The organism is Halobacillus dabanensis, from assembly GCF_900114165.1.
In the GTDB taxonomy this organism is placed as follows: Bacteria; Bacillota; Bacilli; order Bacillales; family Halobacillaceae; genus Halobacillus; species Halobacillus dabanensis.
Genome location: NZ_FOSB01000003.1, coordinates 101,752 through 120,418, shown reverse-complemented (window position 1 = coordinate 120,418; position 18,667 = coordinate 101,752). Strand labels below are relative to the sequence as shown.

Annotated in this window: 22 protein-coding genes; 8 read left to right on the top strand and 14 right to left on the bottom strand. The window is 39.5% G+C overall.

Features of this window, described 5'->3' with window-relative positions; genetic code table 11:
- The first annotated feature begins 188 nt into the window (after positions 1–188).
- Complete coding sequence (locus tag BMZ58_RS06550; RefSeq protein WP_075035756.1) at positions 189–761, top strand: HTH-type transcriptional regulator Hpr; 573 nt, start codon at positions 189–191, stop codon at positions 759–761.
- A 167-nt stretch (positions 762–928) separates the two neighbouring features.
- On the opposite strand, the gene BMZ58_RS06545 is transcribed toward BMZ58_RS06550, so the two are convergent.
- Entirely contained in the window at positions 929–1,261 is a 333-nt protein-coding gene (locus BMZ58_RS06545) for a DUF1878 family protein (RefSeq protein ID WP_075035755.1), read from the bottom strand.
- Between the two features lie 227 nt (positions 1,262–1,488).
- Between BMZ58_RS06545 and BMZ58_RS06540 the strand changes: the two genes are divergently transcribed.
- From BMZ58_RS06540 to BMZ58_RS06530, 3 genes are all read left to right on the top strand, one after another.
- Complete coding sequence (locus BMZ58_RS06540; protein ID WP_083412578.1) at positions 1,489–2,040, top strand: DUF3267 domain-containing protein; 552 nt, start codon at positions 1,489–1,491, stop codon at positions 2,038–2,040.
- 462 nt (positions 2,041–2,502) lie between these two features.
- A complete protein-coding gene (locus BMZ58_RS06535; protein WP_075035754.1) occupies positions 2,503–2,685 on the top strand; it encodes a hypothetical protein in 183 nt (60 codons plus the stop codon).
- Between the two features lie 186 nt (positions 2,686–2,871).
- Positions 2,872–3,783 (top strand): peptidylprolyl isomerase, encoded by a 912-nt coding sequence (locus BMZ58_RS06530; RefSeq protein WP_075035753.1) that lies wholly within the window; start codon positions 2,872–2,874, stop codon positions 3,781–3,783.
- Between the two features lie 45 nt (positions 3,784–3,828).
- Here BMZ58_RS06530 and BMZ58_RS06525 read toward each other — a convergent pair whose 3' ends face one another.
- The 6 genes from BMZ58_RS06525 to BMZ58_RS06495 form a co-directional block, all read right to left on the bottom strand.
- A complete protein-coding gene (locus BMZ58_RS06525; protein ID WP_075035752.1) occupies positions 3,829–4,026 on the bottom strand; it encodes a sporulation YhaL family protein in 198 nt (65 codons plus the stop codon).
- Positions 4,027–4,217: 191 nt separating this feature from the next.
- A complete protein-coding gene (locus BMZ58_RS06515) occupies positions 4,218–4,778 on the bottom strand; it encodes a GbsR/MarR family transcriptional regulator (RefSeq protein WP_075035750.1) in 561 nt (186 codons plus the stop codon).
- Positions 4,779–4,866: 88 nt separating this feature from the next.
- Complete coding sequence (locus tag BMZ58_RS06510; protein WP_075035749.1) at positions 4,867–7,761, bottom strand: ATP-binding protein; 2,895 nt, start codon at positions 7,759–7,761, stop codon at positions 4,867–4,869.
- Positions 7,758–9,014: a metallophosphoesterase family protein gene (locus BMZ58_RS06505; RefSeq protein WP_075035748.1), complete on the bottom strand. Its 1,257-nt coding sequence runs from the start codon at positions 9,012–9,014 to the stop codon at positions 7,758–7,760. Before BMZ58_RS06505 ends, BMZ58_RS06510 begins: the two co-directional genes overlap by 4 nt.
- Before the next feature lie 296 nt (positions 9,015–9,310).
- The gene (locus BMZ58_RS06500) at positions 9,311–10,564 is read right to left on the bottom strand and encodes an ABC transporter permease (RefSeq protein ID WP_075035747.1); all 1,254 of its coding nucleotides are present in this window, start codon (positions 10,562–10,564) and stop codon (positions 9,311–9,313) included.
- Positions 10,557–11,456, bottom strand: coding sequence for an ABC transporter ATP-binding protein (locus tag BMZ58_RS06495; RefSeq protein WP_075035746.1), 900 nt, complete (start codon positions 11,454–11,456; stop codon positions 10,557–10,559). The genes BMZ58_RS06500 and BMZ58_RS06495 overlap by 8 nt, the downstream gene beginning before the upstream one ends.
- Positions 11,457–11,604: 148 nt before the next feature.
- Between BMZ58_RS06495 and BMZ58_RS06490 the strand changes: the two genes are divergently transcribed.
- A complete protein-coding gene (locus tag BMZ58_RS06490) occupies positions 11,605–11,790 on the top strand; it encodes a YhzD family protein (protein ID WP_075035745.1) in 186 nt (61 codons plus the stop codon).
- A gap of 69 nt (positions 11,791–11,859) precedes the next feature.
- On the opposite strand, the gene BMZ58_RS06485 is transcribed toward BMZ58_RS06490, so the two are convergent.
- The 4 genes from BMZ58_RS06485 to BMZ58_RS06470 all read right to left on the bottom strand — a co-directional run bounded on the left by BMZ58_RS06485 (position 11,860) and on the right by BMZ58_RS06470 (position 15,163).
- Positions 11,860–12,630 carry an enoyl-CoA hydratase gene (locus BMZ58_RS06485; RefSeq protein WP_075035744.1) on the bottom strand — a complete coding sequence of 257 codons (771 nt, stop codon included), beginning with the start codon at positions 12,628–12,630 and terminating at the stop codon, positions 11,860–11,862.
- A gap of 278 nt (positions 12,631–12,908) precedes the next feature.
- Positions 12,909–13,268 carry a YlbF/YmcA family competence regulator gene (locus BMZ58_RS06480; RefSeq protein ID WP_075035743.1) on the bottom strand — a complete coding sequence of 120 codons (360 nt, stop codon included), beginning with the start codon at positions 13,266–13,268 and terminating at the stop codon, positions 12,909–12,911.
- Between the two features lie 84 nt (positions 13,269–13,352).
- Complete coding sequence (locus BMZ58_RS06475) at positions 13,353–14,489, bottom strand: DUF445 domain-containing protein (protein WP_075035742.1); 1,137 nt, start codon at positions 14,487–14,489, stop codon at positions 13,353–13,355.
- A 263-nt stretch (positions 14,490–14,752) separates the two neighbouring features.
- Positions 14,753–15,163, bottom strand: coding sequence for a ferritin-like domain-containing protein (locus BMZ58_RS06470; RefSeq protein ID WP_075035741.1), 411 nt, complete (start codon positions 15,161–15,163; stop codon positions 14,753–14,755).
- 112 nt (positions 15,164–15,275) lie between these two features.
- Here BMZ58_RS06470 and BMZ58_RS21015 point away from each other — a divergent pair, with 112 nt between their 5' ends.
- The gene (locus BMZ58_RS21015) at positions 15,276–15,440 is read left to right on the top strand and encodes a hypothetical protein (RefSeq protein ID WP_167360037.1); all 165 of its coding nucleotides are present in this window, start codon (positions 15,276–15,278) and stop codon (positions 15,438–15,440) included.
- A 69-nt stretch (positions 15,441–15,509) separates the two neighbouring features.
- Here BMZ58_RS21015 and BMZ58_RS06465 read toward each other — a convergent pair whose 3' ends face one another.
- On the bottom strand, positions 15,510–15,791 hold the full coding sequence (locus BMZ58_RS06465; protein ID WP_075035740.1) for a metal-sensitive transcriptional regulator: 282 nt from the start codon (positions 15,789–15,791) through the stop codon (positions 15,510–15,512).
- Between the two features lie 109 nt (positions 15,792–15,900).
- On the opposite strand from BMZ58_RS06465, the gene BMZ58_RS06460 reads away from it, so the two are divergent.
- Both BMZ58_RS06460 and BMZ58_RS06455 read left to right on the top strand, forming a co-directional pair.
- Positions 15,901–16,794 carry a PucR family transcriptional regulator gene (locus tag BMZ58_RS06460; protein ID WP_075035739.1) on the top strand — a complete coding sequence of 298 codons (894 nt, stop codon included), beginning with the start codon at positions 15,901–15,903 and terminating at the stop codon, positions 16,792–16,794.
- Positions 16,795–16,920: 126 nt separating this feature from the next.
- Complete coding sequence (locus BMZ58_RS06455; RefSeq protein ID WP_075035738.1) at positions 16,921–18,018, top strand: ABC transporter ATP-binding protein; 1,098 nt, start codon at positions 16,921–16,923, stop codon at positions 18,016–18,018.
- A gap of 30 nt (positions 18,019–18,048) precedes the next feature.
- Here BMZ58_RS06455 and BMZ58_RS06450 read toward each other — a convergent pair whose 3' ends face one another.
- Positions 18,049–18,285, bottom strand: a complete 237-nt coding sequence (locus tag BMZ58_RS06450; protein WP_075035737.1) for a hypothetical protein — start codon at positions 18,283–18,285, stop codon at positions 18,049–18,051.
- A gap of 114 nt (positions 18,286–18,399) precedes the next feature.
- On the bottom strand, positions 18,400–18,603 hold the full coding sequence (locus BMZ58_RS06445; RefSeq protein ID WP_075035736.1) for an alpha/beta-type small acid-soluble spore protein: 204 nt from the start codon (positions 18,601–18,603) through the stop codon (positions 18,400–18,402).
- Positions 18,604–18,667: the final 64 nt, after the last annotated feature.

Below are 18,667 nucleotides of genomic sequence, written 5' to 3'. Positions count from 1 at the left end.
CGTCTGAATGAGACGCTTCTCGTTTATATATTTTTTCGGCAAATTATATCTTGATAATTCCTAAAAATTTTATATCATTAGAAATATGAGAAATTTATATATGAACTTCAACACATTATTCCTTTCTTATTGTAGATAAACCTGTCACAATAGAATATAAGAAATACCTTAAGAGGGTGTGAGATGAAATGAAGGATAAGATCTCAAAACGAGAAGCCATCTTTTATAGTCATAAAATGGCTCAACTATCCAAAGCACTTTGGAAAGCCATTGAAAAGGATTGGCAAGATTGGATCAAACCTTTTCAATTAAACATCAATGAACATCATATTTTGTGGATTGCGTATCACCTGAAAGGGGCGAGCATTTCAGAAATCTCAAAATATGGGGTTATGCATGTCTCCACTGCCTTCAATTTTTCCAAAAAAATGGAGAAACGCGGTCTGCTTCAGTTTTCGAAACGAGAGAATGATAAAAGGAACACCTATGTAGAATTGACAGCAGAGGGAGACGACCTTTTAGAAGCGACATTGAACGAATATAGCCCCGAAGATAACTCTGTGCTTCGAGGTGTTATGCCGATGACGGAGATGTACGGAAAACTTCCGGAATTTTTGGATTTATCTGCACTTATAAAAGAAATTTATGGCGATGAATACATGGAAATTTTAGAACGTTCTTTAGAGAATATCGAAGAAGAGCCGGCCATACAACAACCGACAGATATTGAAGATTATAAAAAGAAATCCAGATCATCCTAATTTCAAAATTTTCGCTTTGTGTAAGCGCTTGAAACAAATGGAGTGGGCTGTCCTTCCAAAGTTTAGTCACTTCTTACCATTTGATTTGTTTCAGAGCAATGTTGAAAATCATTATTCTTAAAACGTAAAAAAACCTTTCCACCATCAAACCTAGGGGGAAAGGTTTTTTATTTTTGTAAAATATTTATCAATTTCTGAGTCAATGCCGGATAAAGACCTTCTTTATCCAAGGCATACAAGGTCTCTTCGACTGGAAGTTTGTAGCAAAGCATCCCTGCATAATGAAGTAACAGAGCGGAATGATCGATCAATCCACTTTCTGCGTCCCTCTCGTATGTATGTGTTAACGTTTGTAAAAGATTCAATGTCTCTTCATACTCTTGTTCTGTTAATTCCTTTTCAATGACTAACTTTTTAAAAGGATACTTCTGTATTTCGTCGATCTCCAGTAATAATTTCAGTTGGAATGAAAATGTACGACATCGATTTTCTTTCTCCAAGCTGCTCCCTCCACTATTTCCTATAACTACTGTCATACCAATGTTTTAAAGTCACTATTATTATCGAAAAAAAAGCATATAATTTTTTATTGAAAACCTATTGCTTTTTCTCTGTAAACATACTATTATTCGTCTTGTGCCAAACAAATAAATCATGACTAATAATACTATCATATCGATAATCATAATAAATTCACAGTATTTTTTGTTGTAAGGGAGGGATTCTTATGATGAACTGCTGGAAATCAGTGAACATCAATAAAGAATTCGGGCATAATCGTGTTTATCTCCTGTCATTTCTTACAGGATTGCTATCGTTTTTGATTTTGTACCTGCCATTCTCTATGATTCACGGTACACATGAGATGAATGATCACGGATTCTTGCCATTATTGATTATATTATTCTTTTTGCCTTCCATGCATAGACTTATGCATATGCTGCCATTGATGCTGAGCTATAAGCGGCTCCGTGTGAAATTCAAATTCAAAAAACGTTATGTTCCGACATTCACATATCAATGCAAATCAAAATTATCCAAAAAGACATCGATTCTGATGGCTTTAGCACCAACGTTTTTGATTACGATGCCAGCGCTCATCATGGGATATGTCTTCCCTAATTATTTCGCATATCTTGTCCTTTTTGCTTCGGTAAATATCGGGCTTTCGTTTTCAGACTTTCTATACCTGAACTATTTTGCTAAAGCACCGAAGAAATGCTTGATTGAAAATGCTAAAGAAGGCTACGATATTTTAGTGCAACAACCAAAAGCTTAAAAGAAGCAACGTTCAAACTAATGAACGTTGCTTTTCTCTTTCTCCGATCTTTATCATAATTAATACATCAGGATGAATGAAACAAGCTAGCTATCATTGGAGTGGGAAAAAATTTTCAAACATTGTTTTAGATACTTTTCAAAGTTCTCATTTTTTAGTTTTGTTAAATGGGAACCCCCGAAACATGGGAAAAAAGTTCCAGTGTGTACTAATAGAGATACTCAAGGAACTGGAGTAAGCTTGACCGTACCTCCGCGAAAACGAGAACATTTCTTCACTGAACCTCCCTTTGAAGTTTATATATACCGGATTCAAGTTCTCGTAAAGGAAGAGTTTGTTTAAATATGTTTGAAGGGAGATGTAAACTTTTTCTCCGCTTTAGGCAATTCCCATCCGTTTTTTCTGTTCAATCCTTCCAAACTTTGATAGAGTAGTTTCATAGGGAATAAAGGAGGTTTCAACATGGCAATCGGATTCAGCTTGTACGCGCTCGTCATTTTATTCGTGTTTAACTCACTCACACATTCCTTATGTACAAAAACGAAGATGTCGAACGAAAAGCAAACCCGTGTTTTCCGCACAATAAATGTACTGATTACAATTTTACTGATATCTTCTTACGTGGAAGTCCTAAATACACTTTAATCGAGCAGGCCGGTAACTGTGATTCCGGCCTGTTTTTTTTATACTTGTTTCCTATATATCCGTTCATTTCTATATTTTCACAGCCCAGTATAGAACATTGAGGATATATTGTGTTATATTTACTCATAGGCTGTGGCAAACCTCTACGTCAAAAAAACCATAATAAGTTTTAGGAGTGTCAAGAATATGAAAAAAGTAGCCATCACTGCTGCATTGGCAGCGAGCGTATTCACCTTATCAGCATGTTCATCAAATGCAGATGAATCAGAGGCAGTTGTAGAAACAAACGGTGGGGAAGTCACCAAAGAGGAATTCTATGAAGAACTAAAAAACCAATATGGGGAACAAGTACTACAATCCCTTGTCATGAAAGAGGTTCTTAACAACAACTATGAAGTATCTGAAGAAGCAGTAAATCAAGAATTCGAAACCATAAAAGAACAATACGGTGAGAACTTCGAATCTCTCCTTCAACAAAACGGTTTTAGTGATGAAGAAGAATTCAAAGAAACCGTCCGAATGAGCCTTCTTCAAGAGAAAGCAGCTTCTGATGGAATTGAAATTACAGAAGAAGAAATGCAAAATTACTATGAACGAATGAAGACAGAAATTCAAGCGAGCCATATACTTGTTGAAGACGAAGAAACAGCTAAGGAAGTAAAACAAAAACTTGAGGACGGCGAGGACTTCGGCGCACTTGCAAGTGAATATTCCTCTGACGGCTCCGCTGAACAGGGTGGTAAACTTGGCTGGTTCGGTCCGGGAGAAATGGTAGCAGAATTTGAGGACAAAGCCTATGAACTGGAACCGGGTGAAGTGAGTGAACCTGTACAATCTCAATTCGGGTATCACATCATTAAGGTTACGGACAAGCGTGAGAAAGAAGACGTGGAATCTTTTGAAGACATGAAAGACGAAATTAAACGTACCTTAACTAGCCAAAAAGTCGATCAGGCAGAGCTGCAAAGCAAAATGGACCAATTGATAGATGAAGCAGAAGTCGATGTGAAAATTGATGAATTCGAAGGTCTCTTCGATAAGCAATCTGCTCCAACTGAAGAAGGAACGGACACAGAAGAAGAAAACGCTGAAAAATAATATAATACCATGCCCAAAAAGCCAGGTGAGCCACTCACCTGGCTTTTATTCTGATGTCATAGTACTCCTTTTTCCACGACGTTCTTTCTCTTGTTCCATTCTTTTCAAGTACACTTGTCCCTCACGCTCAATATGCTCCTGTTCTAGATTATGTTCCGCTCTCATGGCCCGGACCGCCATATACCCGCTGATAAATATAAAAACAATACAAAGAAATACCCAAATCGGAAGACCAAATAACATGGTTACATCCTCCCTGCTTCTTTTGTATCTATTCTATGATGCAGGAAAGATAAATATGAACAAGCTCCTAAGAAGGATAAAGATATCACCTGGTTTTGATGAGAAGGGAATCTTCATACGAAATTACATAAAAAAAGCCCCTCTCCCTATGTTTCATCATTGGATAAAATACAGGTGATGGGGGCAGCCCATTATTTTTTGCCGCTTTGATCAATTTTAGGTACGTACTTGAATATCTCTCCAGATTCTATAACGTGAATAAACTTCATTAACCAGCGGTAGTAATTTTGAGCATACTCTAAGCGATCGATATCCTCTGTAATCTTACCTTTGAGGGCTTCGTCTTCCGTATTTTCCTGGATTTCTCTAAGCTCTTGAATGGCTTCATCAGCTTCCTCGATATTTGTCTCTGTATGATGTCTCCATCGACTGCCGAATAAGGAAGTAAAAGACTTGTACCAGTCTTCTTCAGACTTATACAGGTCTTTTCGGATACCTTTCTTGAATGAAGGTTCTACCATTTTCATGTCAGATAAGGCTCTTACTCCTGTAGACATGCTTGTCTTGCTCATTTCTAATGCACTTCTCATGTCATCCAATGTCATTGGTTCTTGTGAAAAATAGAGAACACCGTACAAGCGCCCGATCGACGGAGTAACTCCGTACAAGCTCATATTCTTCGCAATCACTTGGATGAATTGTTCAATCGTTTCTTCATATTTGTTCCATTCTTTATTGTTTGTCTCTGGCAATGGAAACCCTCCATTTGCTTATTCCTCAAGTAATCTTAAAACATTTTATCATTAAAGTGTCGATATTGCGAACTTATACACCATTTTGTTATAAATGTAGCACATCTGGCGATTGAAACCATACATCTAATTCCCCCTTCCACGTAAAAAGGACTACTTGATGCCTTGATGCCAATTCTTCAATAATTTCTGTCATTATGCGTAGGCGAGTAGAGTCGAAATGGACGAAAGCATCGTCAATTAAAAAAGGCATCGAGCTTTTATCTGCCATCGTCTCACCTAAAGCAAAGCGAAATGCTACATAGAGTTGATCACGTGTCCCTCTTGATAATTCTTCCGGTAGATAAATGATACCCTCTCTATCGGTTATTCTAACCTTTTCATCTTCAGCATGGATATAAATATCCACATATTTTCCTTCTGTTAGTTTAATAATGTAATTGATGGCTTTGTTGATGACTTGGGGCAAGTATTTGTCTTTATAGGTTTGTTTTGTCTTCTCTAGCGACTTCAAGGCTAATTGGTAAATGGTCCATTCTCGTGCCTTTCTTTGGAGCTTCTCTTTTTCTGCTTGCAGTCTGTGAGTGATTGAGGAACGCTCGTCAGAATTTTCCAACCTGCTAATTTCACTTTTTGTGTCCGCTAAAGATTGTTGGGTTTGTTTACGCTCTTCTTCCAACCCCTCTTTTCTGAGCTTGACTGTATTTAAGCGGGAGAGGAGTTCAGACTCTTCCGGAACGGCTTCCCAAACTTGAAAATCTCTCTGTTCTTTTTCTGAGAGCATTCCCTTCAATTGACCTTCCAAATCCAGGATTTTCGCTTGTCTTTCTTGCTGAACCTCCTTTTGTTTCGCTCTATCATAGAACGCTTCTTCTGAATTTACCTCTGCCTCTTTAAACAAGCTCTCTTTTTCATCATAATAAGCATATAACCTCGTCGTATTCTCTTTTAATTGATGTTGAACGGTACGGATCTTCTTTTCCAACTCGTTTATTCTGACGTCTACTCGCTCTTGTTCATAAACCCAGTCCTGTAGATGTTGCCAGTTGGCTTTCATGTTATCCTCATTAAATTCCCATTTCCTATCACTAAAGAAAGTTCTCAGATCATCCTCTATTTGCTTCATTGTTTTCTTAAACGACTGACTTTCCTTTTCCATCCTGAGCAACTCAAGCTTTTTATCTTTTGCATGCACCAAAAGATGATAAAGCTTCTCCCAATGTTGCACTTTAAGAGAGGTCAGAAAGGGGTAAAGGTTTTTTTGTTCACGCATTGCAGCTTCCAACCTTGTTTGACGTTGAAATAAAAGACGCTTCTTTTCTTGTAAGCGGATTTCTTCCTGGTTCAGCTGCTTCCATTGTTCATGTAAGTGATTCCATTCCGTCATTTGCTTGTCATCTTGCTGAAGTTGCCAGCGGGCCTCCTCCATTTCATGAGAAGGTATTGCGAGCTGGTCAGCAGCTAAAGGATAACTCTCTATTTTCTTATGGATATTGTAACTATAAAAAACAAAAAACAAGCCAATAATGAGCATGACTATAAATACTTCTAGGCTAGAGGTGATTGTCTGAAATAAACTCCCTACTACAAATGTACCGATCGCAGCACTGATAGCATATAAACGGCGTTTTTTTAACCTGGATGTGTTTCCTTCATCAGCGGTGACGGCTGATTCGTAAGTATTCTGAAGTTTTTCTTCTAATTCTCTCCTCTGGTTCTCACTGATTCTCTTTTCCTCAATGGTATGTTTTCTTTTCTCTATCTTATTAAACTCCCGTTCAATATCTGTTTCCTGCTCTTTATAAAATGTCTGTTCACGATCAAGTTCCTCTTTTTCATTTTTCAAATCACGCCAAGTCTCCTCAATATAAAAAGGGAGGGGATATTCTTCTAGTTCATGCTCTTCTAACGGGGCATCGATATAAGTCAACTCTTGTTTCAATTGTTCCTTTATTTTTTCAAATTGCTGTTGAAGACGATCGTATTCAAATGACGCTTTTTCATATTCGTTCCGCTGTACATCATGCAACCATTTCCCTTCATTCAATACCTCCTGATTCTTTACTTCCTTCAGTTCATCGGCTGCCTGATAAAGTTCCTTTAAATTAGATTGAAGCAACTGTTCTTCTGATTGTAACGGTAACATCTTCTCTTTTAACTGGTAGTACCGTTCAACACCTGCTTCGGGGAACTTGACCATCTGTTGTTCTTTCTCTTTCCCTATCATTTGGTAATATTCTACGAGGAGGGGGCGGGTTTTCAGAAGTTGTTCTATCGCATAAATTTCATTCGTTTTAGCTGTCCAGGCTTTTTCGAGCTCTTCTATTTGCTCTACTTTTGTCTGTTTATCTTCTTGAAGGCGAAAATATTCACCTTCTTCACTTTCGAGCTTCTTCTTCTTCTGTTCTAATTGTTCCACAATCTCCATCTGTGCATTTATCTCTGGTTTCTTTCCTTTAGGCTTGAATTTACTATCCAATTGTTTCTGCAACCATTTCTCTGCTTGATAAATTTGATCAGACCCTGTTAACCCAATATTGAGTAGCACTTCTCCCAATTCATTTCCAGACAAATGCTGGAGACGCAATAAATCATCAGCATTAAACCCATACGTAGTTTCATAACCTTTCCTTTCCATACCGTCAAGCAACTGTTGCAACCACTCTTCCCCAAACTCATGACCAGACTCAAGACGACAAAGAGCTCTGCCATTATCTCGATCATGGATGCGTTCTATTATGACTCGTCCGTAGTCATGGGTCTCGAGGCAAAGCTGACCACCGAGTGGACCACCATTCTTCGGAAGATAAAATTCCCGCTGTTTAGGTGGTAAACCGAAAAGCATAAATAATATAAAGTGATATAATGTTGATTTCCCTGCTTCATTTTTTCCTGTCACTAGACTCAGTTGGTCTCCTGACAGAGATGCCGAGAAATCCTTCCATTTACCGAACCCGTAGATTTTAAATTCTTTTATTTTCATGACCCTTGCCTCTTTTCACCACTCATAAAGTGTTCCACCATCATCCTCTTTGCTTCTTCCAATGCATCCTCTTTCTCCACATCCGTCAACGATTGAACATATTTGTACATTTTCCTATGTGTAAATAATGGATCGAGCCAATCCTCCATTTCCTTCTTCCCTAAACTTTGGATACTTCGTAATAATTCACCAGTGAAATGATGTCCCTTCAATAACTCCGTTTCATTCCACTGTGGCCGATCGATAATTTTCACATCGTCAATCCAAATCCATTCATTACTACCTGTATCTTCCGTAGCGTTCACAATTTCCACCCATTCATCTATGTATCCAGTTAATTTCCATTCCCTCAAATTAGAGTGATCCGTCCTTAATGTGATGGTAAGCATTGTGGAAGTGTAATTTGCTTCCACTCTTTTTTTTGCTTCTTCAAGCGCTTTTTCAAGTTGGTCCGGGGAGTTTAGGTGACCACATTCAACTATTGCTGTTTCATAAGTAAAACTATGTAGCGGAAGGAATGTATGGTTCCACGTTCCCTGGGCATTTTCTACAAGGTAACATCCTTTTTCTCCTGCCTCTTTCCGCGATCTTCCCTGAATATTACCTGGATAAATGATAGGAGGGTCTTCCGATAAAACCTCTCTTTTGTGAATATGTCCGAGTGCCCAATAATCCATCCCTTGATTCTTTAACTCTTCTATTGAAAATGGTGCATATACATCATGCTCCGTATTGGTTTCAACACTGCCATGTAACATCCCGATATGATAGGCAGCTTCTCCAACTCGTTTGTAGGAAGCCACTTTCCGTTCCTTCACCTCTCTTGTCTCATAACTGAAGCCATAAATATGAGCGACTACAATACCGTTTTTTTTGAAAGGAAAATAACTGACATGTTCGCTTGTAAATATATGAACATTATTCGGTAATTCGATCGGATGCTTGCTTCCTTTTACAAAATCGTGATTTCCATAGCTAATATAAACGGAAATACCATTTTTTTGTAACCGCTCAAAACCACGACGAAGGTGAACTTGTGCCTTCAAACTACGAATTTCTTCATTATATAAGTCACCAGTAATTATCAAAAAGTCGACTTGATGCTGGATACAAGCATCGATTAAACGATCAAACGCTTCAAAGGTGCTCGCTCTTAGTTGTTCTAACAACTCCTGGGGTAAATGTCCTTTCGTCTTAAAAAGACTGTCAATATGTAAATCGGCACTATGGATAAACCGGATGGAATCTCTCAATTATGTCGACCTCCTTCCACTTCATTTTAACAGAGCTTAAAACCGAATGCACGTTCTCATCCCACCACTCCCCCCTTCCTAATCTCCACAATAGCTCCCTATTCAGTAACACTCAGTTTCCAGATGTTCCCGGGGTTCATTGCCTTGTTGGGCGTCAGGGGTGGTTGGAAAGCGAACTCCCCCCACCGACCCTTATTCGCAATAAAAGCCTCGGAATCGTGTCTTCCAGAATACTGCAATTTACTTGAAATCTGGTAAAGGAAAAGCCCGGAGTTTTGGATACCCCGGGCTTTTGGTTACTTTTCTTTTTTGGAAAGTTGTAAAGCTGTTTTAAAATCTTTAAGTGAAGAGGACTTACCATACATGAGAACTCCTCCTCGATAAACACGTGCACCGATCCAACCAAGCAAAGCGATACACCCTATAAGGATAGAAAGAGATAAGATGACCTCCCAAACAGGAATATCGAGCATGCCAACACGTAAAAACATAATCAGAGGTGTAAAGAATGGGAAATAGGAACTAACAGTTATAAACGTTGCTTCTGGGGCTCCTAATCCGAACATTGCAATAAGAAATGCTGCGACGATCAGTAATATCATCGGTGTTAATAATTGTTGGGCATCCTCTAATCTACTTACTAAAGATCCTAGAGTAGCGGCAAGCGTTGCGTACAATAAATAGCCGAGTAAGAAGAAAACGACAGCGTATACCACAGTAGCAGGTTCTACATCCGTTAATCCAAACATCTCAAGAAGTGATCCGTCACTAGTTGCCTGACTTTGTTGTATTCCCAAATAACCCACTCCAATAAAAATGGAAAATTGAGTCAAACCTAATAGAGCAATTCCTAAGATTTTTGCAAACATTTGAGAAACTGGTGACACGCTGGAGATGAGGATTTCCATGACTCTGCTCGACTTTTCAGTGGCTACTTCCGTTGAGATCATTTGTCCATACATAATTACTGAAAAATACATGAAGAAAAGCATAACATATACTAAACCTCTAGTTTGATTCAGTTCTTCAGCTGACTTCGCACTCTCTTCAAGAGCCACCAGATCGAACGATACAGGAGCGGAAATCTGCTCGATAATAACTGGATCGACATTAGCTCGCTCTGTCACTTGTTGTACTTTCAACTGTTGGACGGCTTGCCTGACGGGTTCGCTATTTCCGGTGTTAGCTATTTGGTTCGCATAGTACGTCGCTTCAGGCAATTCCTCCGCATTTTGTTCTATCTGAACGACAGATTGGTACTCTCCTTCCTCTACCTCCGCCTTGGCATCATCCAGTGTTCCATCATAGGGATGAAGAGAAAGGTTTTCATTGGTTGACAAGGATTGCTCAATGGATTGATACCATCCTTCATTCTCGGTGATGATAGCTACTTTTTTTTCTTCGTCTGCGTCACTGAATGCCTCAAGGATTGTTTGGAAATTGGATAAAGCAAATATAATTGCGACTGTAATGATCGTAGTAATCAAAAAGGACTTAGATTTCACCCGGTTTTTGTATGTGTGTCCCATCATTATGAAAAATTTATTCATAAGAAGCCCCCACCTTTTCAATGAAAATATCGTTGAGGGTCGGCTCTTCAAGATCGAAAGTCCGGACAAAGCCTTTTCCGTGTAGTTCACCAAAAATATCTTGGGCGATATCCTCACTTTCTATTTGAAGCTCACAGCCTTCGCTCAGTGCTTTATATTTGATAACTCCTCGACTGTTTTTCAAAAACTCGGTGTCAAAGTCCGCATGGATTCTAATATTTTTCCTCCCGAATGTTTTCTTTATTTCTTTCAACTTTCCGTGAACGACTGGAGTTCCGTGGTGAAGAATACACAAACTTTCACATAGTTCCTCGACATGCTCCATTCTATGAGAGGAAAATACAATAGAAGTCCCCGCTTCTTTCAAGTCAATGACAGCCGCCTTCAGCATTTCCACGTTGACGGGGTCAAGACCAGAAAAGGGCTCGTCAAGAATCAACAGTTTTGGTTTATGTAACACAGCAGAAATGAATTGAATCTTTTGCTGATTCCCTTTTGATAATTCTTCCACTTTCTTTTGCTTATACTCTGGAACTTTGAAACGTTCAAGCCAAATATCAATTTCTTTTATTGCCTCTGATTTGTTCATCCCTCTTAGCTTAGCTAAATAAATAAGCTGATCTTGTACTTTCAACTTTGGATAGAGACCTCTTTCCTCAGGCAAGTAACCGATCAAATGGCTCTCTCCATAACCTATTTCTCCATTATTCCAGGAGATGTCTCCTTCGGTTTGATCCAGTAATCCAAGAACCATTCGAAACGTTGTCGTTTTTCCTGCTCCGTTTGCACCAAGGAAACCGAATATTTGCTTCTCCGGTATTTCAAGCGATAATTGGTCAACAGCGGTAAATGATCCGAATTTTTTTGTAACTTTTTGTAAACGTAGGGTCATGCCCTCTCCCCCTTCTATTCTTCTTATACGTGGTAAAATCATTTATCGTTTCACTTTCTTTTAAAAAATATCATTACATTTGCAGGAATTTCTCCACTACGTAACAAAAGTAGTAAATGAACGCCTATTCATTCAAGGAGGATCAACGATGAAAACATACTATTTAACTGTATTCGAGAAAGATGGAACTAATGTACTTGATGAGACCTTTCAAGCCGAGAATGATGACAAAGCGAAAAAGATCGGATCTGATAAATTAGAAGAACATGGGTTCAGTGAGCACACCCACCGCTGCGTGGCCCCTGAAGGACATTTAGTTCTCTTCCATAGGTAGAAACTTAATAGCTTAGCTCACACATATTTTCCCATTGAAAAGTCGCGCTCACAAAAGCGCGACTTTTTCTTATTTCCCCCGAAACTCCGGTTTTCGTTTTTCCAAAAATGCTTGCACACCTTCCAAGTGGTCTTCTGTCTGCCGCAACTGCCATTGAGTTTGACGTTCGTTTTGCAAGTATTTCTTCAGTTGATCCAGCCCATAACGATGATAAATCTCTTTTGTTGCAATCATTGCCTTTAATGGGCGTGTACTCCATTCTTGGGCAATACGATCAGCTTCTTCAAACACAGATCCATTCACGACAATGTCTACCAGTTTGTTATCGTATGCCTCTTTTGCCCGCATCCTTTGTCCTTCCCAGGCGAAGTGCTTCGCTTGATGTGTACCAAGACGTTCCTGCAACCAAAAATGCCCACCGCCATCAGGTGCAAGGCCAATGCCAATAAAGTTCATCGACAACTCAGCATCAGGTTCAGCTACGACATAATCTGCTGATAAAGCAATACTTAACCCAAGTCCCACGACAGGACCGTGAAGTGCTGATATGACTATTTTTGGCATCGTATATATTGTTTTTACAATTGTTTCGATGTTCTCCATCACACTTTCATACTTTTCCTGGTCTGCAACTTCTTTCATCATGCGAAGATCTCCACCAGCGCAAAAACCGTCCCCCTTGCCAGACAGCACAAGGATTTGTGAGTCCGATGCGTTGGCTTGACTTAAAGCTTCAACGAATTCAGCCAATAGTTCTCCATTTAGAGCATTATACTTCTCTCCACGGGCAATTCTTAAATGAACGACATTATCTTTTTCCTCAATAATAAAATGCTTCATGTTCATCCTCCCTGCATTTGGAAATCCGGTTCTTTATTTAATTTTTCGTCAATTGCAAACCATTTTCCTGCATAGGTCGACACCGAATTCAAGATTTTGCAATTATACTCACTCTCGCTCTATCTACTGAAAGTCTCTGGTTTACTAATTGTTCCAATCCGCTTTCTCTTGTTTAGATAGGTGCAATTAGGAACGAGCCATTTTCCAGCCGCCTTCTCTCGAAATTTAAAGAAACAAAAAAGAGCAGGGAATACCTGCTCTTTTTTGTATGTCTCACATTATTGTTGTGGTTCTTCCGGATTGCCGTAAAGCTCTTCCAGTGGTTTTGTGATGATGCGACTTACGTCGTTGATCACAGTGTTCAAACGCTGTTCTTCTTCCATAAGCTTGGAGATTTGTGGGTGCTGTTGAACAAGCTCTACTACTTTACGTGCTTCTTCCACTTCTTCCTCAGAAATCTCTTCCCCTTGCATTTGCTTTTGTTGAAGCGTGATTTGTGTCTGACGGAAATCGTCAAACATTTTTTTCGCAGCTTCATCACTCATTACTGCTTCATATGCCTCTTTCAATCCGTTGAATTCTTCACTGTTGCGGATTGCTTTTTCTAGATCATATGCGTAATCATAAAGATTTGCCATAAATAAAAGAACCTCCTAAGATTTCGTTCTTACATTCCTACCCCACTATAACAAACTCATTTCCGTCTGTATAGGAATAGGCTATTATCCGAAAAATAACACAATAATCCCTTGTAATAAACCGATGATTCCACCAAGTAATGCTCCCAAATATGTGATCATCTTGAATTCCCGCTTTGATATCCCTAATACCATTTCTTCCAGACGTTCAACTTGGAAGGCTTCTACTTCTTCCTGAACGATTTCTGAGAGATGCATGGTCGCCATCATGTTCTCTATTTTGGAAGATAATAACCCACTGGTTTTATTGACAATCATGGGAACAAACTGATCTACTATCTTCTCTTCATAAGGGGAGGTCCACTCAGCCACTGTCCTTGTCATCCACTTTTCTACCGGCACCATGTTCGCCACGGTTTCCCCAAGATTACGAGCTATCACATCTTGCCCCAGATAACTTTCCGCCCATGATACTTGCTGTTTCAAAAGTTTGTCCTTCTCTGAGTGCAACATGGTTTGTAGCCAATCATTCATTTCTCTATCAGATACATATTTAAGGATTACTGGATAAACCCGTTCTGTCACTCCGTCAGGTCCCATAAACGATGAAATCATATTTCCAAAGAACCCCTGGTTATCCAAGTAATTGTCTATTAAAGCAGAAACTTTCTCTCGCCCTTCAGAACTTCGGAAATAATTCTCCACACTCTTCTGGATATGGTCTGCTGCTGTATCTATGCTTCGGTCAATCTTCAGACGAAAGTCGGGAGATAGCAGTTTTCCAATTTCCTTCTCACGGTATTGATCCATTTCCTTGTGGTAACGTTTCTCCACCCATTCAGCAATGTTTTTTTTCACAGTCTGGGACGTGATGTCCACTTGAAATTCATTTAAGATATGGTCTATCGTACGTTCGCTTTGCAGCATATGGCGGACCTCATCTTTAGCCCACTTAGTCACCTGCTCTTGAAATTTTGGATGAGCAAGTTTGCGACGTATTCCTTCTGGTGTAAGAAGATGATTAACGACCATTTTCCCTAATTGTTGTGCCAGTTCTTTTTGTCGTTTAGGTATCAATCCAGGAGTGAATGGGAGACGAAACTTCCCGATATACAAAGCCCTATATGGACGGAATAACATTTTGATTGCTAATGAGTTGGTTACCCCACCAATCATGGCTCCAATTCCGACCATAAGCAAAATAAGTAAGATTGGATTCATGGTACAACCTCTTTCTGATCATAGTGTACCAAGTATAATTGAAAAATTTATGTAGTGCCAATAGGAAAGAAAAGAGTAAAGGCACAAGCACTCTTTTATTACACGAAGCGTCTAGCAAAATGGCCTGTAGAAAGGGAACACATCTCCCCTTCTACAGGCCGGTTTGCTTATACACGTCTGCTGGGTATTGAATGAATAGTATACCCTTTATCAATCATTAATTATTAAATTCATTATTTTATAAGTTTCTAAATGGAAAACAATTATTTTAATCGTCCATAAATGGTACCAAAACGGGTAGCATGCTCCATTTCATCTGTCAAAGCTACGAAAAGCGCTTGATAGGCAATAGGCGTGGGAATCATGAAAAGCATATGCCGATACATTTCTGCAGCATCGAATTCATCTATTTGCGCCTGGATGATTCCATTTTCAAAAGATCGATAACTGACTTGTTTTGGCTCAAACTCATGATATCGTCCTGTAAGTTGAAGGTGAAGGTGCTGGAACATTTGATAGTGCTTCCATTCATCTTCTTCTGCATGTTTAATATAATGTCGAAATAACCGGTTGCTTGTATCTCCACCTAGCCGCTTATAAAAATCCACTGCATTCCACTCATTCTCAATAGCCTGTCTTAACAAATGAATAAATGATTGATTCTGAATTTGCATCCCTTCCCCTCCCCTACTTATATAGATATGAAATTCGGTAATCGATATGACAAGCAACTAGTTCATCGAAATTGCTTATAAGGGCAAGAATATCAAGTAGGGAGGTGAAGATATGAGATCGAAGAAACATGAAGCACCGGAAGGTAAAGGAAAATTAGAATTAGACGTAGACCGAATGATCAGCGAGGGAATGGCAGGGGGCACGATTAAGCCAGTTCAAGGACATGAACAAATTGGCGAAACACACGAAATCCCAAAACAAAAAACGAAACGATAAGAATGCCATGAAAAAAGCTGTTTCCTTTCATGCCTTTTTAAGACATGTTGGAGACAGCTCTGTTTTCATCTATCTGCTTTTCACGATCATTTGTACCGCTTCATTAATCAACTCTTCTGCTGATTCACCTTCCTCGTGAGCCTCACGGATACAGCCTTCGAGGTTCTTTGCTACTATATACCCGATGGCGCGGTCCATCGCAGAACGAGCAGCAGATAATTGGGTAATGACGTCTTTGCAGTCTTTATCTTCATCCATCATCTTCAATACCCCTCGAACTTGGCCTTCAATACGTTTCAACCGGTTTTTTGTTTCGGGTCCATATATATTTTGATCTTTCACCTGATCCATTGCTTTCTACCCCCTTCACTCCCGTACACTTTTATACTTATAACACTTTGCGGATTTTCACCATTGTATTACTATGATAGTAGAAATCCTATCAAAAAGGAAGAGATTCATGTCTGTCATAGAGCAATTGAAGCGCATTTACCCATCATTAATTACTAATAAGCAAGAGAACATGGAAAATAAGAATTACCACTGGTTTGAAACAGAAGACTCGGAAATCATCGGCATCCTTGATCATGAGCTGGATGGTCATTCTTCTGATTTACTTTCTGTTTTTCTAACGCCAATCACTTCCGATGAGTCTGTTTTAAGTGCAAGGGAGAAAGGCTGGTCTAAACTTCTTCATAAAAATAAGAAAAAAGATGACTTTCAATGGCCTTCTTCTTATCGTTTTGTTCTTTTTTCCATAGAGGATTCTTCCACTGACAAGTCCATTATTCACGAAGCTTTTCAATCCTTGTTCCCTCAGGAAATGCCTATACTATGGACATCCGATCGTGACGGTTTCATTGTAGAAGAGGTATTTTCCAATCAACAGGAAATCCTCTCTTTCGAAGGAATTCCAGACGTATTGATGAGTGATTTCTATACAAAAATCCATTTCTTCCTCAGTGAATTTTCAGAGCAATTGAACGAAGCGAACACCATACTCGAATGGTCTGTAAAAGGAGCAAAAATCGCAAAAGAACACCAATTAGGGGCCGTAATCACTTATAAAGACATCATTCCTTATCTATATTTAGAAGCCTTACCATCTTCGGAATGGAACCATATAAGGCGGGCGATTTTCAGTGAAATTGAAGAAGATACAGAGTTACTCCAAACGATTCGTATCTTCTTAGAAGCAGGATCAAATGCCTCCCTGGCCGCCAAGCGTCTCTACATGCATCGAAACAGTCTACAATACCGTGTCGATAAATTCATTGAAAAAACAGGTTTGGATATTAAGCAATTCAAAGGAGCTGTCATTACCTACCTCGCCTTATTGCAAATGGATTACTGAGGTCGACAAAGTGCACAAATGCTCACTCAAAGGTTTGTGCACTTTGTCCATTTACCGTTTTTGGAATCTTCGATACACTATAACCAATCAAGAAAGCGATTTCAAAAACATTAGGGGGATATCCAAATGGCAGAATTGAAACTGAATAATATCGAAAAAGTTTATGATAAAAATGTACGTGCAGTAGATGATTTCAACTTACACATAGACGATAAAGAATTCATTGTATTCGTCGGGCCATCCGGGTGTGGGAAATCCACTACACTTCGTATGATCGCAGGCCTTGAAGAAATTACTGGCGGAGATTTCATGATTGATGAGAAACGCATGAACGACGTAGCACCTAAGGACCGCGACATTGCAATGGTCTTCCAGAACTATGCTTTGTATCCCCACATGAATGTTTACGATAATATGGCTTTCGGATTGAAGTTGCGTAAAATGGACAAAAGCGAGATCGAAAAACGTGTGAATAATGCAGCACAAATCCTCGGATTAGAGGCTTTACTTGACCGTAAACCGAAAGCGCTATCAGGAGGTCAAAGACAGCGTGTGGCATTAGGACGTGCCATTGTCCGTGATGCAAAGGTCTTCTTGATGGACGAACCTCTATCCAACCTTGATGCAAAGCTACGTGTCCAAATGCGCGCGGAAATCCAAAAGCTCCACCAGCGTCTACAAACGACAACGATTTATGTAACCCACGACCAGACAGAAGCAATGACAATGGCGACTCGTCTTGTTGTTATGAAAGATGGAATTATTCAGCAAGTCGGCGCACCTAAAGAAGTATATGACAAGCCTGAGAATGTTTTTGTCGGCGGCTTTATCGGCTCACCTGCCATGAACTTCTTGAATGGTACACTTGCTGATGGGTACATTGAACTTGGAGAAATTAAGATCGCTGTTCCTGAAGGTAAAATGAAACCACTCCGTGAGCAAAACTACATCGGTAAAGATATCATTTTGGGTGTTAGACCGGAAGACATGCACGATGAGCCTGTGTTCATCGATGCTAACCAGGATAAACAGATTACAGCTGACATCGAAGTAGCAGAACTCATGGGATCGGAGTCGTACTTATATTCTAAGCTCAATGATCAAGAATTTATCGCTCGTGTCGATTCCCGCTCCGATATCAATGGTGGTGACCAAATCACTTTGGCTATTGATATGAACAAAGTACACTTTTTCGATAAAGAGACAGAACTTCGCATACGATAGACAAAACGCAGCCTTTAGAGGCTGCGTTTTTTATGTGGTCTGTATATCATTCAATCCACAATCTTCGCATACGAACAAATGAACACATTCGTCAGTAGCAGTAGAATCATTGTCTCCATCTACCAGGTTTGTATATTTTTGATCAAGGTAAGGGCTGTAATCGTCCAAAAAATCGGTCACACGCCCTTGATTCCTCATTGTTCCTTCACACTTTGGGCAAGGACGTTCAGATGCAGCCCAGCCATTGCATAGCCCACATTCGTTCATAATGAACACTTCTTTCAAAAGTTACATTATTTCGTTTTACTCGTTGAAAAGGTGGAAAAAGTAAGGAGGAAGGGCGCACCCTTCCTCCTTCGTCACAAATATTTATTTTTGTCCTTAACGTTGTTGTCCACCGAACTGTTGTTCAGCCATTTGTACAAGACGCTTAGTGATCTCACCACCTACAGAGCCGTTAGCACGAGATGTAGAGTCAGCACCAAGTTGTACGCCAAATTCTTGTGCGATTTCGTATTTCATTTGGTCTAGAGCTTGTTGTACTCCAGGTACAACCAACTCGTTTGAACTGTTGTTGTTAGCCATGTGTCTCACCTCCTGTCTTGTGTAATCGTAGTATGAGTAGGTCCTTTTGTTTTTATGTCAAAAA

Excerpts from the sequence above, each read along its gene's own strand:
- BMZ58_RS06550 (WP_075035756.1), top strand. The coding sequence starts at position 189 with ATGAAGGATAAGATCTCAAAACGAGAAGCCATCTTTTATAGTCATAAA.
- BMZ58_RS06540 (WP_083412578.1), top strand. The coding sequence starts at position 1,489 with ATGATGAACTGCTGGAAATCAGTGAACATCAATAAAGAATTCGGGCAT.
- BMZ58_RS06535 (WP_075035754.1), top strand. The coding sequence starts at position 2,503 with ATGGCAATCGGATTCAGCTTGTACGCGCTCGTCATTTTATTCGTGTTT.
- BMZ58_RS06530 (WP_075035753.1), top strand. The coding sequence starts at position 2,872 with ATGAAAAAAGTAGCCATCACTGCTGCATTGGCAGCGAGCGTATTCACC.
- BMZ58_RS06525 (WP_075035752.1), bottom strand. The coding sequence starts at position 4,026 with ATGTTATTTGGTCTTCCGATTTGGGTATTTCTTTGTATTGTTTTTATA.
- BMZ58_RS06510 (WP_075035749.1), bottom strand. The coding sequence starts at position 7,761 with ATGAAAATAAAAGAATTTAAAATCTACGGGTTCGGTAAATGGAAGGAT.
- BMZ58_RS06500 (WP_075035747.1), bottom strand. The coding sequence starts at position 10,564 with ATGAATAAATTTTTCATAATGATGGGACACACATACAAAAACCGGGTG.
- BMZ58_RS06495 (WP_075035746.1), bottom strand. The coding sequence starts at position 11,456 with ATGACCCTACGTTTACAAAAAGTTACAAAAAAATTCGGATCATTTACC.
- BMZ58_RS06490 (WP_075035745.1), top strand. The coding sequence starts at position 11,605 with ATGAAAACATACTATTTAACTGTATTCGAGAAAGATGGAACTAATGTA.
- BMZ58_RS06485 (WP_075035744.1), bottom strand. The coding sequence starts at position 12,630 with ATGAAGCATTTTATTATTGAGGAAAAAGATAATGTCGTTCATTTAAGA.
- BMZ58_RS06480 (WP_075035743.1), bottom strand. The coding sequence starts at position 13,268 with ATGGCAAATCTTTATGATTACGCATATGATCTAGAAAAAGCAATCCGC.
- BMZ58_RS06475 (WP_075035742.1), bottom strand. The coding sequence starts at position 14,489 with ATGAATCCAATCTTACTTATTTTGCTTATGGTCGGAATTGGAGCCATG.
- BMZ58_RS06470 (WP_075035741.1), bottom strand. The coding sequence starts at position 15,163 with ATGCAAATTCAGAATCAATCATTTATTCATTTGTTAAGACAGGCTATT.
- BMZ58_RS21015 (WP_167360037.1), top strand. The coding sequence starts at position 15,276 with ATGAGATCGAAGAAACATGAAGCACCGGAAGGTAAAGGAAAATTAGAA.
- BMZ58_RS06465 (WP_075035740.1), bottom strand. The coding sequence starts at position 15,791 with ATGGATCAGGTGAAAGATCAAAATATATATGGACCCGAAACAAAAAAC.
- BMZ58_RS06460 (WP_075035739.1), top strand. The coding sequence starts at position 15,901 with ATGTCTGTCATAGAGCAATTGAAGCGCATTTACCCATCATTAATTACT.
- BMZ58_RS06455 (WP_075035738.1), top strand. The coding sequence starts at position 16,921 with ATGGCAGAATTGAAACTGAATAATATCGAAAAAGTTTATGATAAAAAT.
- BMZ58_RS06450 (WP_075035737.1), bottom strand. The coding sequence starts at position 18,285 with ATGAACGAATGTGGGCTATGCAATGGCTGGGCTGCATCTGAACGTCCT.
- BMZ58_RS06445 (WP_075035736.1), bottom strand. The coding sequence starts at position 18,603 with ATGGCTAACAACAACAGTTCAAACGAGTTGGTTGTACCTGGAGTACAA.